The organism is Bradyrhizobium sp. Mp19 (genome assembly GCF_029952935.1).
Taxonomy (GTDB): Bacteria; Pseudomonadota; Alphaproteobacteria; order Rhizobiales; family Xanthobacteraceae; genus Bradyrhizobium; species Bradyrhizobium elkanii.
Genome location: NZ_JASAUT010000010.1, coordinates 1 through 12,069 on the forward strand (window position 1 = coordinate 1; position 12,069 = coordinate 12,069).

General features: G+C 65.2%; 11 protein-coding genes. 6 read left to right on the forward strand and 5 right to left on the reverse strand.

Going from position 1 to position 12,069, the window contains the following annotated elements; translation table 11 throughout:
• Window positions 1-466: 466 nt before the first annotated feature.
• Window positions 467-1,990: a flagellin gene (locus QJT82_RS14575; protein WP_028343820.1), complete on the reverse strand. Its 1,524-nt coding sequence runs from the start codon at window positions 1,988-1,990 to the stop codon at window positions 467-469.
• Between the two features lie 550 nt (window positions 1,991-2,540).
• Here QJT82_RS14575 and QJT82_RS14580 point away from each other — a divergent pair.
• From QJT82_RS14580 to QJT82_RS14590, 3 genes are all read left to right on the forward strand, one after another.
• Window positions 2,541-3,251 (forward strand): Crp/Fnr family transcriptional regulator, encoded by a 711-nt coding sequence (locus QJT82_RS14580; RefSeq protein ID WP_035632992.1) that lies wholly within the window; start codon window positions 2,541-2,543, stop codon window positions 3,249-3,251.
• Window positions 3,252-3,440: 189 nt separating this feature from the next.
• Window positions 3,441-4,160 (forward strand): Crp/Fnr family transcriptional regulator, encoded by a 720-nt coding sequence (locus QJT82_RS14585; RefSeq protein WP_028343818.1) that lies wholly within the window; start codon window positions 3,441-3,443, stop codon window positions 4,158-4,160.
• Between the two features lie 155 nt (window positions 4,161-4,315).
• Entirely contained in the window at window positions 4,316-4,564 is a 249-nt protein-coding gene (locus QJT82_RS14590; protein ID WP_028343817.1) for a hypothetical protein, read from the forward strand.
• 119 nt (window positions 4,565-4,683) lie between these two features.
• Here the strand turns inward: QJT82_RS14590 and QJT82_RS14595 are convergent, their stop codons facing one another.
• Window positions 4,684-5,286, reverse strand: a complete 603-nt coding sequence (locus QJT82_RS14595) for a helix-turn-helix transcriptional regulator (protein WP_028343816.1) — start codon at window positions 5,284-5,286, stop codon at window positions 4,684-4,686.
• 608 nt (window positions 5,287-5,894) lie between these two features.
• Here QJT82_RS14595 and QJT82_RS14600 point away from each other — a divergent pair.
• Window positions 5,895-6,290 (forward strand): hypothetical protein, encoded by a 396-nt coding sequence (locus tag QJT82_RS14600; RefSeq protein ID WP_245288879.1) that lies wholly within the window; start codon window positions 5,895-5,897, stop codon window positions 6,288-6,290.
• 95 nt (window positions 6,291-6,385) lie between these two features.
• Here QJT82_RS14600 and QJT82_RS14605 read toward each other — a convergent pair whose 3' ends face one another.
• Together QJT82_RS14605 and QJT82_RS14610 are read right to left on the reverse strand one after the other, a co-directional pair.
• Window positions 6,386-6,568 carry a hypothetical protein gene (locus QJT82_RS14605; protein ID WP_028343814.1) on the reverse strand — a complete coding sequence of 61 codons (183 nt, stop codon included), beginning with the start codon at window positions 6,566-6,568 and terminating at the stop codon, window positions 6,386-6,388.
• Window positions 6,569-6,664: 96 nt separating this feature from the next.
• On the reverse strand, window positions 6,665-7,666 hold the full coding sequence (locus QJT82_RS14610) for a glycoside hydrolase family 3 N-terminal domain-containing protein (protein WP_028343813.1): 1,002 nt from the start codon (window positions 7,664-7,666) through the stop codon (window positions 6,665-6,667).
• Between the two features lie 182 nt (window positions 7,667-7,848).
• On the opposite strand from QJT82_RS14610, the gene QJT82_RS14615 reads away from it, so the two are divergent.
• Window positions 7,849-9,894: an acetoacetate--CoA ligase gene (locus QJT82_RS14615; protein WP_028343812.1), complete on the forward strand. Its 2,046-nt coding sequence runs from the start codon at window positions 7,849-7,851 to the stop codon at window positions 9,892-9,894.
• A gap of 14 nt (window positions 9,895-9,908) precedes the next feature.
• On the opposite strand, the gene QJT82_RS14620 is transcribed toward QJT82_RS14615, so the two are convergent.
• Window positions 9,909-10,832: a LysR substrate-binding domain-containing protein gene (locus QJT82_RS14620; protein ID WP_028343811.1), complete on the reverse strand. Its 924-nt coding sequence runs from the start codon at window positions 10,830-10,832 to the stop codon at window positions 9,909-9,911.
• A 71-nt stretch (window positions 10,833-10,903) separates the two neighbouring features.
• Between QJT82_RS14620 and QJT82_RS14625 the strand changes: the two genes are divergently transcribed.
• Entirely contained in the window at window positions 10,904-12,064 is a 1,161-nt protein-coding gene (locus QJT82_RS14625; protein WP_028343810.1) for a DSD1 family PLP-dependent enzyme, read from the forward strand.
• The last annotated feature ends 5 nt before the right edge of the window (window positions 12,065-12,069 follow it).

Below are 12,069 nucleotides of genomic sequence, written 5' to 3' on the forward strand. Positions count from 1 at the left end.
ACTGCACCAGCTGGTTGTCGACCGTATCCAGGCTCTCGCTGCTCTCCGTCAGGAACTCGCGCAACAGATCGTCCATGGATAGGTCCCCTCAAGGTGCTACGGAACGCTCGCCTTGCATCGATAACTTGGCCGGTTTCACGGCGACGTTAATTTTGCCGTCCGTGCAAATACGGACGATGAAGCCCTTCAGCAGTTCGACGACGCATCACGACATCACGGCCAGTCTCACAAGGACAGGCCCTTACCACCCGAACGGGAAAGAGGCCGTTCCATCGCTCATCGCAATTTGAACTAATTGGAATTGAGGACCGCTAAGTCGTGCGAAACGTTCGCGACATGCCGACCGCCTGCATCGGAACGCGATCGCCCATTGGTTGAAGCCGGCGGGATGGTCAAGCGCAACCAAAGCAAAAGGCGGCGGAGTCTCCTCCGCCGCCTCGATAGTCGATGTCTGTCGCGGCTACGCTTAGCGGAGCAGCTGCAGCACGCTCTGCTGCGACTGGTTGGCCAGCGCCAGCGCGGACACCGCGATCGACTGACGGGTCGACAGCGCCTGGCTGTTGGCCGCTTCCTCGTTGGTGTCGGCCAGCGTCAGGTTGGACGAGCCGGTCTGCAGCACGTTGATCAGGTTCTTCGAGAAGTCCTGGCGGATCTGCACGATCGACAGGTTCGAACCGAGGGTCGAAGCCTGGGTGCGCAGCAGGCCGCTCGCGCTGTTCAGCGTCTTCAGGGTGGCGTTGGCCGAAGCGTTGTCCACGAAGTCCGTGCCGGCGGTCAGCTTGGTGAGGTTGAGGCCGGTGGCGTCGAAGGTCACGCCCTGAATCTTCAGCGTCGAGGAGCCCGTCTCGTTGAAGGTCAGCTTGAGCTGATCGCCGTTGAGCAGGTTGATGCCGTTGTACGACGCGTCCTGGGCGGTCGTGGTGATCTGGTCCAGGATGTTGTTGTACTGGTTGACCAGGTTGGCGCGGTTCGCCAGCGCAGTCGGGTCCTGCACCGGAGCGCTGCCCGTGAGGCCGTTGAACAGCTTGCCGGCGCCGGCCGCCGTGCCGCCAATCGTGCCGATGGTCGCCGAAGCGGCATCGTTGGTGGTGCTGATGGTGAGCGCACCGGCCGCGCTGAGCGAGGCCTGCAGGTTGTTGGCCGCGAGTGCCGCGTTCAGGTCGTTGAGGGACTTCACCTTGCCGGCACCGGTGCCGAAGGTGATGTTGGTCGCAGTGCCGTTGCCGGTCGCGCCGATGGTCAGCGTGAGCGTGTCCAGCGGGCTCGCGCCGGCCGTGCCGTTTGCGGTCGCCGTCGCACCGGCCGGGAGGCCGAGCTGCGTCGCGTCGCCCGAGCTGAACGTACCGACCGTGAGCGAGTCCGCGGCGCCGGCGGTGTTGGTGCTGGTCAGGACCAGCTTGCCGGTGCCGTCGATCGAGGCGGCGACCTTGGCGCTGGCGCCGACCTGCGTGTTGATGGCGTCGCGCACCTGGGTGGCGGAGTAGTTCGTGCCCGAATTCAAGGTCACAGTCTGGCTGTTGATCTGGAACGTCAGGTTCGCGCCGGCCGCGGTGAGGTCGATGCCGGTATAGGCGGCGGTGCTGGTGAGGGTTGCGTTGGTCGGGGTCGCGGTGCCGAGCAGGTTGTCAGCGGTGGCGCCGGGGATCGCAGCGGTCGTCACCTGCGACTTCGCGGAATAGCCGACGGCGGCCTGCAGGGCCTGGTTGGCGACCGACTTGGCGCTGTCGACGAGCTTCTGCAGCGAGGTGATGCCGGTGTTGGCGGCCTGCAGCACCTGCACGCCGTTGCCGATGCCGTCCAGCAGGTTGTTGATGTCGCTGGCGCGGTTGTCGAGCGACTGCGCCGTGAAGAAGTTGGTCGGATTGTCGAGAGCAGTGTTGACCTTCTTGCCGGTGGACAAGCGGTTCTGCGTGGTGGCGAGCAGGTCAGCGGTCGACTGCAGCGAAAGCAGGTTTTGACGGACCGATGCCGAAAGAACGATGCCGGACATACTGGATACCCTTCTGGATGAACACGATTGACGCGACGCCGTAAATTTCGCACGGCGACCCACGCCACACTGGTCCGTCCGCGCTACCCGTTCGTTAAAGGGCTGATCCGTACAAATACCCAGAACGGCCTTGCCGGTGATTCGACGGGCGCCCAGCGCGATGGCTGACCGCGGCAGCGCGCGTTCGGCGCCGGACCGACTTCATGGCCGCGAATTTCCTGCGCATGTGCAGGACTTGCGGCATCCCGGCGCTGCCGCCCCGGCGCGTCGATAGCCGGCGTTGCAAGTCGCGACGATGCAAAGGCCGGCGAGGAACAGAGTTAATGGAAATCAATAAATGAGAGACAAAGTCGCGCTCGTATCGCGCGCCGCGCGGATCGACGTCGATCACCGGTGCCGGCGGCGGCCACGCCGTCTGCCCTCTAGAGGGTATAGTTTCAACACCACAACCCTTGTGCAATTGGACAGGCAAGCTATGTTCGCAATCATTCCACACGCCAAGAGTAGGTGATGCGAGACCGCAGTGCTCCCGCCCTCGGCAGGAGCACCAATGTCCGCGGTATCGCGTCCGCCCAATCGTCTGTTGCAAGCCCTTCCCTCCACGGAGTACGCGCAACTTCATCCCCTTCTGGAAACCGTCGACCTGACCAGGGAAACGGCGCTCGCCAATGCCGGCGCGCCGGTGCAGCGGGTTTATTTTCCGCATAGCGGCGTGGTCTCGATGATGATCAATCTGTCCGACGGGCAATCTGTCGAGATTGCAACCATCGGTCGCGATGGCGTCGTGGGCGCGTCTGCCGCCCTGCACGAGCGGCCGCTGCTTGCCGACGCGATTGTCGTGGTGCCGGGCTCGGCCTCGATGGTGCGGGCGGAAGATTTCCGCGAGGCAGTCGATCGCAGCGCGGATTTCCGGACCCTCGTTGCGCTCTATGAGCAGGCGCTGATGGCGCAGACGCAACAATCCGTCGCCTGCAATGTTTCCCATCCGGTGGAGGCACGGCTGTCGCGATGGCTGCTGCGCGCACGCGATTTGTGCGGCAGCGAGGCGTTGCCGCTAACCCAGGAGATGCTGGCGCAGATGATCGGCGTCCGGCGCAATGCGGTTTCGATTGTCGCACATGGGTTTCAGCAGGCCGGCATCCTGCGTTACAGCCGCGGTCATATCGAGATCACCGATATCGACGGCCTGCGGAAGGCGGCGTGTGAATGTTACACGACGGTCAAGGCGCACGCCGAACAATTGATCGGGCCGGAAGACTGACCGGCGCGCCACCCTGCCCCAACGTGACCGGCCAGACAACGCGGACGTGCGGCGATAGGTCTATTCCTATTGGAACCAAGACATGTTTCCATCGGAAGCCTGACGTGCCAGAATAGGTTGCAAGGACGTCCAGCCGCACGTCAGCCCTGGGGCCCAGAGACAAGCTTTGCCGGAAGGCTGGAGGTTGCTTTGGAAACGGTTCCTCGATCACCCAACGGATTTCTGGCGTCGCTCTCGGCAAGCGATTTTGAGTTGATTCGGCCGCATCTGCGAACGGTCGACCTCGCGGCCAATTCGGTCCTGGTCGAGACCGACGAGATGCTCAAGCGGACATACATGCCGCACAAGGGCGTGATCTCGCTGGTGGTCAGGCTCGCAAAAGGCGAGCGCGTGCAGGTCGCGATGGTCGGCCGCGACAGCATCTACGGCGCATTCGCCCCGCTCGTCGAAGGACCTGTCCTCAACAACGCCACGGTGCTGGTGCCCGGCGTCGCCTCGACTGTGGAACTCGAGCCGTTGCGCGCGGCTGCCGGCCAGAGCCCGACGCTTCGCGCGAGATTGATCCGGCACGGGCTCGCCGTCTACGCCCAGATCCAGCAGACGGCCGGCTGCAACGCCGCGCACACCGTGGAGTCACGGCTGGCGCGATGCCTGCTGCACACGCGCGATCTCTCCGGCAGCAACAAGATCGTCCTGACGCAGGAGGCGATGGCGCAGATGATTGGTGCGCGCCGCAACAGCGTGTCGCTGGTCGCGCATACCTTGCAACAGGCAAATTTCATCCACTACAGCCGCGGGCACATCGAGATCACCAACGCGGATGGGCTGATCAGGACCGCATGCGAATGCTACGCTGCGGTCAAGGCGCAATATGCGGGACTGCTGAATTGTCAGGAAGTCGGCCGCTAGAGTTAGTTATCTTGCCGCGTTGTCTTCGCGCGAGCCGGCACCCGCTTCGCTCAAAAGCGCTCTGACCGCCGTGCAAGCCGTACTTCTACGGCGTGCGATTTTCACCGTCGGATAACGCTGCATCCCCACAGTTGCGTGGACGCACGGGGGAGCCGATGTTCACGTACCAGACGACCGACCGGAAGGAGGCCCGGCGCTTCCGCATGGCCCAGTTCAACGGCCGGCCCGCCACCGTACGGTCGGCCGGCGCCACCGTCACCGGACGCGTGCGCGCGATCGTCGAAAGCAAGTCTGGCGCGACGGCGGCATGGGTGGTCACGATCGTTCCGGATGAACCGAAGGCCGCCGCGCCGGCCGCGCGGCTCGCGCCGCGCCTGTGCTTCGCCGCGGAAGACGATTTCTGAGAACCGGGTTCTAACGAACCGAACACGCCCAGAGCCCCGCTCCGATGGAATCGGAACGGGGCTCCGGATTTCAGTTTCGACGCGTCTGCTTCACGCGAACCACTTCGCCTGAAAACGCTCTAAGCGGAATGCAACAAGGCCTTGCGGACGAGATCGGCGGTGTTGCGCGCCCCGAGCTTGCGCATGGCCTCGGCGCGATGGCTCTCGAACGTGCGCGGGCTGATGTTCATCCGCAGCGCGCCCTGCTTGTTGGAATAGCCGTCGCTGATCAGGCTGAGCACTTCACGCTCGCGCTTGGTCAACGGCTTGCGGCCGGCTTCCGGCGCGAACATGACATCCGGCGACCGGGAGCCTGCCGGCTTGTCGTCGCCCGGCGGCTTGAGATCGGCGGCCGGGACGGCATTGGGATAGAGGTCGGAAATCTGCTTCAGCATCGCGGACACCCGCTCGGTCTGCTCGAGCGCGTTCTCGATCACCTGCCGCAGATAGACGCCATTGCCGGGCGCGTGTGCGAATTGCTGGCTGTGCTGTTTGAGCTCGTTCATATAGAGCAGCAGCGCCGTCACCGGCCCATTGAACTGCCGGACGATCGCGGCACCGGCGTCCGCCTGCGGCCGCGGCGCAGCGGCTCCCTGAGCCTCAGGCGGCTGCGGCTCGAGCGTCGCGGTTCCACCCGTCCATGCCGGAAGGCGCGCCTCGGCCCGATTGTCATGTTGCGTCATAAGTATGGTTTACCAAAGGTGAACTTGTGGCCGCGTTAACACGAGACTCAGTAAAACTACGGGTGACGCAACTGTGACCTCGGGCCCCGACCTGCCAAGCAGGCGCAGATTACCGCTGATTTGGCAACGAATCTCGCATATTTGAGTCGAATTACAGTATTCTTACGGGACGGGTGGGCGAGGTTACCATCGGCGGGATTCTCCGCCTGGCATCGACCTTGGACGGTTTGGCCAGCCGTTTCCGGCCCCTGCTTCCGGATTGAAAAGGCCGGAATTCGCGGCCCGGTATCGCCTCAGGGGCGCCGGAGCCGAAGGAATTTCTGCAGGAACCGGCCCGAAAGAACGAACCTGAACCACCAATACGCCATTCGCCGGGTCGTCATCGATCATCCCTCTCGGGATCGGGATGGCCTCGGCATACCGCACGCGGGCGCGCGCACCTATGAGACGGTTCACATCAACCGGGCATCGGGTGCGCATTGGGCAGGCATCGGATCAGGCGAATGTCAATTTACAGCCCCGACAGGCGTCGCGATGATCGCCGCCTCCCGATCAGCAACAAGGGCGCGGCCATGAAGCGAGGGCGGAACGGATCCTGGATATCCTGGATGACGATTGCGGCGCTCGCCGCGGCACTGCTGCTTGGCGCCGGCGCGCGGGCCCAGACCGCGCCGACCAGCGATGCAACGCCGACGCCCGACAACGCGGTCATGCTCACCATCTTCTTCAAGCATGATCAGTCACGACCGCTCGGTGAGCTCAATGCCCAGCTTGAGCGGCAGGGCTTCTACAAGGCGTTTCCGCCCGAGGGGGTCGAGGTCGTCAGCTGGTACGTGATGATGGGGATCGGCCAGGTGGTGACGCTGCGGCTGCCGGCATCGCGGCTGCGCGAGGTCAACCGCATCATCGAGAACAGTGCCTGGGGCGCCTACCACACCGAGTTCTACCCGACCTACGACTACAAGGCGGTCGGGATCGGCAATCATGAAAAAGCAAAGCAGTAGCTGATCGCATCGGGACCGACGCCGGAGTCACGGCCGCGCGTCGTACTTGCCGGTTTAGCCGAGAACCGGCCGCGTGATTGGATCCGATCCACCGCCTAGGCGTGGGCCCGCGAGCGCTGGCTCAACTTCTTTGCCAGTGTCCGCAAATCCTCGGCGCGCCCGCTGCAAAGCAGGCGGCTGAATTCGTCGGGATCGATGGAGGCAGGCGGAAAATCGGCTGGTTTGCGCGCGGCCCGGCGTAGCCAGGTCAATCGGAAGAGACGCTTGAGCATCTTCATGGTTGTCAGCCCCGATGAGCGTCATTGTTAAATCGCGGCAATGAAATTTGGTTCCACCTCTTGTGGTCGCTCGGCGTGGAATTTCGTTCAATGCCATCAGGCAAGCAGCGCCTTGCGCTTTCGCACCCGCGCAATGGAGCGCTGGACCGCGGCGCGATCCAGCGCCCCGTCTTGCACCGCACCCGCGGCCGCCGCGGCGATGCCGGCCATCTCCTGCTCCTGGTCGAACAAATTGTTGCCGATGCAGATCATGTCCATGCCGGCGGCGATCGACTGCAGGCTGGCCGCGCTTGTGCCGAGCGCCTTTTGCAGCCCCTGCATCTGCATGTCGTCGGTGATCAGCAGCGTCTCGGGCAGGCGGCGGCGAAGCCGGCCGAGCCCGGCCGATGACAGTGTCATCGGATGCTGCGCGTCCCACTGGCGGACAATGGCGTGGCTGACCAGTACCGCATCGCCATAGGTGCGCGGCGCCAGCGCGTAGAACAGCTCCTCCTGCTCTGGACGCAGCGCATCGGAAATGTCCATGAACTCCATGTGCGAATCGACGCTTGCGCCGCCGATGCCCGGAAAATGCTTCAGGCAGAGGCCTACTCCCGCCTGCCGCGCCGCAGCGTCGACCAGCCGGGCATTGGCCTCGACCTCACCGATATCGGGCGAATAGGACCGCTTGATCCTGCCGATGTTGGGATTGTCGGAATTGTAGTCGACGTCGATGACGGGCGCGAAATTGTAGCGGATGCCGAGCCGGCGCAACTCGCCGTAGCTTGCGGCCAGGACCGTCTGCTTTTCCGCGCGCGCGAGCAGATTGAACTCCTTCGCGCTCGGCAGCGGCCGAAAACCGCAGGTGTCCTTGAGCCGGCGCACCAGGCCGCCCTCCTGGTCGATGAAGACCAGCGGCCGCGACGGCAGCGCCGCGATCTCGGCGCAGAGCGACTGCACCTGCGCGGGCGAGGCGATGTTGTTGTCGTACTGCCGGGTCTGGCAGGAATAGTCGAACAGGATCACCCCGCCGAGCCCGAATTGCGCGGCAAATTCCTTCAGCCAGGGCGGAATGACCTTGCCGTGGAAGCCGAGGATGAAAAGTTCGCCGATGGACATGGCCGCTCGATTCGGTTGCCGCATGGAATCAGCCGCGCCCGATGGAATAGCACGCTGCGGTGGCGGTAAGAATATGACGCAGGCAGCGGTTCGACTGCGTTCCCCGCGCTTGCATCACTATGTTAAGACACGCCGGCGGGCCTCGATCGCCTGCCACGACACAAGGACTTTCGGAAACGCCCATGACAGCAGCTTACGTCCCGCAAATGGCCCTTTACCGCCAATGGCTGAAGCAGACGCGCGGCCTTGAATTTGCGGATTTCGAGGCGATGCGGCGCTGGTCGGTCACCGATATCGACGGCTTCTGGCAGAGCGTGTGGGATTATTTCGACCTGCGCTCGCCGACGCCGCATTCGGCGGTGCTGGCCGAGCGCAAGATGCCGGGCGCGGTGTGGTTTCCCGGCGCTTCGGTGAACTACGCGCGCCAGGTCTTCCGCCATGTCGCGCCGGCGCATGCCGCAGGACTGCCGGCCCTGATCTCGAGCGGCGAGGACGGCAAGCTCTCGGAGACGAGCTGGCCCGAACTGCAGCGCAAATCGGCGGCGCTGGCGCTGCATCTGAAGGCCAACGGCGTCGGCGCCGGTGATCGGGTCGCCGCCTACTTGCCGAACATCCCCGAGACGATCATCGCGTTCCTCGCGACCGCGAGCCTCGGCGCGGTCTGGAGCGTCTGTGCGCCCGACATGGCGGCGCCCGCGGTGATCGATCGCTTCAAGCAGATCGAGCCGAAGGTGCTGATCGCCTGCGACGCGGTGACCTATGCCGGCCGGCGCCACGACCGGCAAGGTGTGATCGAGGAATTGCGGCGCGCGCTGCCGACCGTGCAGCATGTCATCCTGCACAGCGACGCCGCGCCGTCCGAGACGCGCTTGTCATCGATTCTCGCGGGCCGGAGCGCGGAAATCGACGCCTTCGAGCCGGAATGGCTGCCGTTCGATCATCCGCTCTGGATCGTCTATTCCTCGGGTACCACCGGATTGCCGAAGCCGATCCTGCACAGCCATGGCGGCATCATCGTCGTGGCGCTGCCGCTCTCGACGCTGCACAACGATATCGGCTGCAGCTATCAGCCAAACTCGTTCGGCGAACGCTTTCACTGGTACTCTTCGACCGGCTGGATCATGTGGAATTGCCAAGCCAACGGCCTGCTCAACGGTACGACCTGCTGCATTTTCGACGGCAGTCCCGGCGGCACCAAGGACAAGCCGGACTGGACCACGCTGTGGCGCTTCGTCGCCGACGCCAAGGCCACCTTCTTCGGCGCCGGCGCGGCATTCTTCGCCAATTGCACCAAGGCGGAGATCGATCTCGCTGCCGTCGGCGACCTCTCAGGCCTGCGCACGCTCGGCTCGACCGGCTCGCCGCTCAGCGCCGACACCCAAGCCTGGTTCAACGAGCGCTTCGCCGCGCTAGCGAAGCAGAACGGCAACGCCGCGCAAGCCGATATGTGGTGGGCCAATATTTCCGGCGGCACCGACTTCGCCGGCGCCTTCATCGGCGGCAATCGCGAATTGCCGCAGACGCCGGGCATCATGCAGTGCCGCCTGCTCGGCTGCGCGGTGGAAGCGTTCGACGAGCAGGGCCGCGCCGTGATCGACGAGGTCGGCGAGCTCGTCTGCACCGAGCCGCTGCCCTCGATGCCGCTGCGGTTCTGGAACGATCCCGGCAACGCGCGCTACCTTTCCAGCTATTTCGAGACCTATCCCGACAATTTCGACGGCTCCGGCCGCGGCCCGGTGTGGCGACATGGCGACTGGCTCAAGATCAATCCCGACGGCTCCTGCGTGATCTATGGCCGCAGCGACGCCACCATCAACCGCCATGGCTTGCGGATGGGCACCAGCGAGCTCTATTCCGCGATCGAGGCGCTGCCGGAGGTGCTGGATTCGATGGTGGTCGACCTCGAATATCTCGGCCGCGACAGCTACATGCCGCTGTTCGTGGTGCTGCGCGAGGGCATTGCGCTCGATGCCGCGATGAGAGGCAAGATCAACAAGGCGGTCGAGGCCGGCCTGTCGCGCCGCTTCCTGCCCAACGACATCTTCGTCGTGGCGGAGATTCCGCGCACGCTGTCCGGCAAGAAGCAGGAGCTGCCGGTCAAGAAGCTGTTGCTCGGCCATCCCGTCGAGAAGATCATCAACCGCGATGCGATGGCCAATCCCGGCTGCCTCGACTGGTATCTCGATTTTGCCAAGGGCTATCTGAGCCGGCAGGCCGGCGCGGCGTAAGCAATCGCCGTCTGTCAGCGTGGCCTGCTGCGCCATGGCGGCGGCGCGAGGACGGCGCGCAAATGCTCCACGAAAGCCTGCGTGCGCCGGGCCCGCCCGCCGCGGCCCGGATTGAGGAGCGCGACGATGTCGGCCGGCGGCAGGCGGAAGTTCGGCAGAACCCGTACCAGCCGGCCAGAGGCGAGGTCCTCGGCGACATCCCACTCCGACCTGACGATCAGGCCGTGATCCATGAGCGCCCAGGCCTTCACGACCTCGCCGTCATTGCTCGACAGCATCGGCTCGATCCTGACGACATCAGGCTCCGCCGCACCACGCCTGCGGGAGAACCGCCACAGCGTCACGTCCTCCTCGTTCTCGCGCAGTGCGATGCAATCATGTCCGCGCAGCTGCTGCGGGCTCGCCGGCGTTCCGCGGCGCTTCAGATAGGCCGGCGAGGCGCAGAGCAGGCGTTCATTGGGCGCAAGGCGCAGCAAGCGAAGCGTGGAATCCTGCAGCGCGCCGATATGGATCATGACGTCCCACGCGCCGGCAGCCGCACGCCCCGGCCGATCGGACAGCTCGAGCTCGACGGACACGTCGGGATGGCGGGATCGGAACCTGGCAACGACCGGCGCGATGTAGCGGCGGCCAAAGCCGAGTGGCGCGAGAATCTTCAGATGCCCGGCGATGGTTCCGCGACGCGCCCGCAGCGCCTCCGTCAACTCCATGGCCTCGTCGAGCAGCGCGCCCCCGCGCTGCATCAGGAGTTCGCCTTCGTCCGTCAGCGTCAACCGCCGGGCCGAGCGGCTGACCAGTTGAACACCCAAACGCTGCTCGAGGCTCTGCAGCCGCTGCGACACTGCCGATGGCGTGACGTCGAGCGCCCGCGCCGCGGCCGCGAGCGACCGCGCCACAGCGATCGCCAGGAAAAAGCGGATATCGTCGGTCGAGAGCATTAAGTTCAGGCTTAATATAAGAATGACATTCGGTAAATTGTGCTTAGCATGGAAGCGGCTAGTCTTGCCGCATGTCATCACCCCTTGCCTCGAACGCACCGCATCCGCTCGCCGGGATCGAGACGCCCTGCCTCGTGCTCGACGAAGACCGGATGCTGCACAACATCGCCCGCCTGAAGACGCGGCTGTCGCGGCTCGGCGTGCCGCTCCGCCCGCATCTGAAGACCGCGAAATCCATTCCGGCGGCGCGCGCCGTGATGGACAGTCCGGCTGGTCCGGCCGCGGTCTCCACGCTGCAAGAAGCCGAAATGTTTGCCGCGGCGGGCGTTAAAGACATCCTCTATGCCGTCGGCATCGCGCCGCAGAAGCTCGATCGCATCGCGGCGCTGCGGCGGCGGGGCGTGGACCTGTCCGTGGTGCTCGACAGTCTCGAGCAGGCCGCCGCCGTCACCGCGATGGCCCGCATTTCGAACGACCCCATTCCCGTGCTGATCGAGATCGACTGCGACGGCCATCGCGCCGGCGTCGGCGCGCACGACCCGCTGCTGGTCGAGATCGGCCGCGCGCTGCATCAAGGCGGCGCCGAGTTGCGCGGCGTCATGGCGCATGCCGGCGAATCCTATTCCTGCCGCGGCGTGGCGGCGCTCGAGCAGGCCGCCGAGCAGGAGCGCGCCGCCGCGGTCGCCTGCGCCGAATCGCTGCGCACGGCCGGGCTGCCCTGCCCGGTGGTCAGCGTCGGCTCGACGCCGACAGCGCATTTCGCGCGCCGGCTCGATGGTGTCACCGAGGTGCGCGCCGGCGTCTTCGTGATGTTCGACCTTGTGATGGCCGGGATCGAGGTCTGCGCGGTCGAGGACATCGCGCTGTCGGTGCTCGCGACGGTGATCGGCCATCGCGCCGACCGCGGCTGGACCTTCATCGACGCCGGCTGGATGGCGCTGTCGCGCGATCGCGGCACCGCGAAGCAGCCGGTCGACCAAGGCTATGGCATCGTCTGCGACATCGATGGACGGCCTTATCGCGACCTGATCGTGACCGAAACCAATCAGGAGCACGGCATCATCGCGCTCCGCCCCGGCAGCACGGCGCCGCAGGTGGCGCTGCCGGTCGGCGCGAAGCTGCGGATCCTGCCGAACCATGCCTGCGCGACCGGAGCCCAGCACGACCGCTACCATGTCGTCGCCGCCGGCTCCGGCGCGGTCCGGCAATGGGAGCGGTTTCGCGGATGGTAGGAGGC

Excerpts from the sequence above, each read along its gene's own strand:
- QJT82_RS14595 (WP_028343816.1), bottom strand. The coding sequence starts at position 5,286 with ATGACGCAACATGACAATCGGGCCGAGGCGCGCCTTCCGGCATGGACG.
- QJT82_RS14590 (WP_028343817.1), top strand. The coding sequence starts at position 4,316 with ATGTTCACGTACCAGACGACCGACCGGAAGGAGGCCCGGCGCTTCCGC.
- QJT82_RS14610 (WP_028343813.1), bottom strand. The coding sequence starts at position 7,666 with ATGTCCATCGGCGAACTTTTCATCCTCGGCTTCCACGGCAAGGTCATT.
- QJT82_RS14620 (WP_028343811.1), bottom strand. The coding sequence starts at position 10,832 with ATGCTCTCGACCGACGATATCCGCTTTTTCCTGGCGATCGCTGTGGCG.
- QJT82_RS14625 (WP_028343810.1), top strand. The coding sequence starts at position 10,904 with ATGTCATCACCCCTTGCCTCGAACGCACCGCATCCGCTCGCCGGGATC.
- QJT82_RS14615 (WP_028343812.1), top strand. The coding sequence starts at position 7,849 with ATGACAGCAGCTTACGTCCCGCAAATGGCCCTTTACCGCCAATGGCTG.
- QJT82_RS14580 (WP_035632992.1), top strand. The coding sequence starts at position 2,541 with ATGTCCGCGGTATCGCGTCCGCCCAATCGTCTGTTGCAAGCCCTTCCC.
- QJT82_RS14605 (WP_028343814.1), bottom strand. The coding sequence starts at position 6,568 with ATGAAGATGCTCAAGCGTCTCTTCCGATTGACCTGGCTACGCCGGGCC.
- QJT82_RS14600 (WP_245288879.1), top strand. The coding sequence starts at position 5,895 with ATGACGATTGCGGCGCTCGCCGCGGCACTGCTGCTTGGCGCCGGCGCG.
- QJT82_RS14575 (WP_028343820.1), bottom strand. The coding sequence starts at position 1,990 with ATGTCCGGCATCGTTCTTTCGGCATCGGTCCGTCAAAACCTGCTTTCG.